The 1,815-nt window shown below is 71.8% G+C and carries 2 protein-coding genes; both read right to left on the bottom strand.

Translation table 11 applies throughout. The annotated features are described in order from the left end of the window. Nucleotides 1-80: 80 nt before the first annotated feature. A complete protein-coding gene (locus F2B26_RS16045; RefSeq protein WP_159811052.1) occupies nt 81-1,622 on the bottom strand; it encodes an amino acid permease in 1,542 nt (513 codons plus the stop codon). Beyond that, nucleotides 1,619-1,815: hypothetical protein (locus tag F2B26_RS16040; RefSeq protein ID WP_201292791.1), on the bottom strand; the 197-nt coding region annotated here is incomplete at its 5' end. The genes F2B26_RS16045 and F2B26_RS16040, both read right to left, overlap by 4 nt.

Genomic DNA, 1,815 nt, shown 5'->3' with positions numbered 1-1,815 from the left:
GCTGCGGCGGGTGGGCGGCCTGGACGAGGTGGGCCGGGCGCTCGGTCTGGACGGCTGAGCCGCCCGGCGCCGGACCGGGCTCAGCGCACGGTCGCGTCCTCCGGTGCGGGCTCGTCGTCCACGGCATCCGTCGACGGGCCGTCCTGCGCCGACGCGTCCGCCGACAAGCCGCCGGCCAGGGCGTACTCCTCCTCGGGCGAGAGCACGAGCCGCGTGCGGCCCCACAGCGCGAACGCCCCCAGGGCCAGGGCGAACACCACCGCGATGGCGATGATCGCCGGGCGGTAGGCGGGGTTGAGCATGACCCCGACGAAGATCGCCAGGGCGAGCAGCCCGGCCACCACAGCACCCGGGATGCCCGTCGGGCTCAGGTACGGACGCTTGGCCCGCGGGTGCTTGACCCGCAGGATCACGTACGACGTCATCTGCAGCAGGTAGGCGATGACCGCGCCCCACACCGCGATGTTGAGCACGATCGACCCGGCCGACGACACGAGGTACTGGATGAGCACGAGCGAGGCGAAGCCGATCACCGCGCCGACCGCGAGCGCCACCCACGGGGTCTTGCGGGCACCGGTGAGCGACAGCGCCTTGGGGTAGTAGCCGGCCCGGGACAGCGAGTAGATGTTGCGGCCGTAGGCGAACATGATCCCCTGCGTCGAGGCGAGCAGGCCGACGAGCGCGAACGCCGACAGCACCGAGGCGATGGCCGAGTTCGGGAACACCGCGCGGAACCCGTCGAGCAGCGGCTCACCCGACCCGGCCAGGGCGGCCGACCCGGTGACGGCGGGGTTGAGGAACACCACGATCAGCCCGGTGACCAGCAGCGTCACCATGCCCCAGAAGCCGGCGCGGGGGATGTCGCGGGTGGGCGAGTGCGCCTCCTCGGCGGCCAGCGGCAGCTCCTCGATGCCGAGGAACAGCCACATGGCGAACGGCAGCGCGAAGAAGACCCCGCCGATGCCGTACGGCAGGAAGGTGCTGGCACCGAACGCGGCGGTCGGCTCGATGTCGGTGAGCGAGCGCAGGTCGAGCGCCGAGGAGCTGAGCGCGACGACCGCGAAGATCGCGATCACCGCGATGGAGATGGCGGACACGACGACGGCGAACTTGAAGGATGCCTCGGCGCCCCACGCGTTGAGCGCGAAGAAGGCGCCGTAGATGATGAGCCACCACGCCCACACCGGCAACGAGATGCCGACGAGGTCCTGGGCGATCGAGTCGGCGTAACCGGCCGAGAAGTACACGACGACGGCGGTGGTCATCACGTACTCGACGGTCTCGGCCAGCCCGGTGACGAACCCGCCCCACGGGCCCATCGCGGCGCGGCCGAACGAGTACGCACCTCCCGTGTGCGGCATCGCGGCCGACATCTCGCCGATGGAGAACAGCATCGTGAAGTACATGACGACGACGAGGCCGGTGGCCACGAGCAGCCCGCCCCAGCCGGCCGCCGCGATGCCGCCGTTCCAGCCGGAGAAGTCGCCGGAGATGACGGCTGCCACGCCGATTCCCCACAGCCCCCAGAAGCCGGCGGAGCGTTGCAGGCCCCGCTTGTCGAAGTAGGTGGCGTCGGGGCGCGCGTACGTCACGCCCGCGACGGAGCTCGAGGTGGTCGTCATGACTGTCCTCCCAGGGATGCGGTGAACCGTGGTGCGGTGGGCACGGTGGCGGTGAGCAGTGCGGTGGTGAGCCGGTTGGTGGTGAGCCGGTTGGCGGTCGGCACCGTGGTGGTCGGCCGGGCGGCGGTCGGCACGGTCGTCGTACGCCGGGTCGCGGTGTGCGCGGTGTGCGCGGTGCCGGGGCGCGGGCGCG

It is taken from the genome of Cellulomonas citrea, assembly GCF_009829685.1.
In the GTDB taxonomy this organism is placed as follows: Bacteria; Actinomycetota; Actinomycetes; order Actinomycetales; family Cellulomonadaceae; genus Cellulomonas; species Cellulomonas citrea.
The sequence above is the reverse complement of the archived record's forward strand: the minus strand, read 5'-3'. Positions and strand labels throughout refer to the sequence as shown.

Bases quoted from the DNA above. Each gene is read 5' to 3' on its own strand.
- F2B26_RS16045 (WP_159811052.1), bottom strand. From the start codon at position 1,622: ATGACGACCACCTCGAGCTCCGTCGCGGGCGTGACGTACGCGCGCCCC.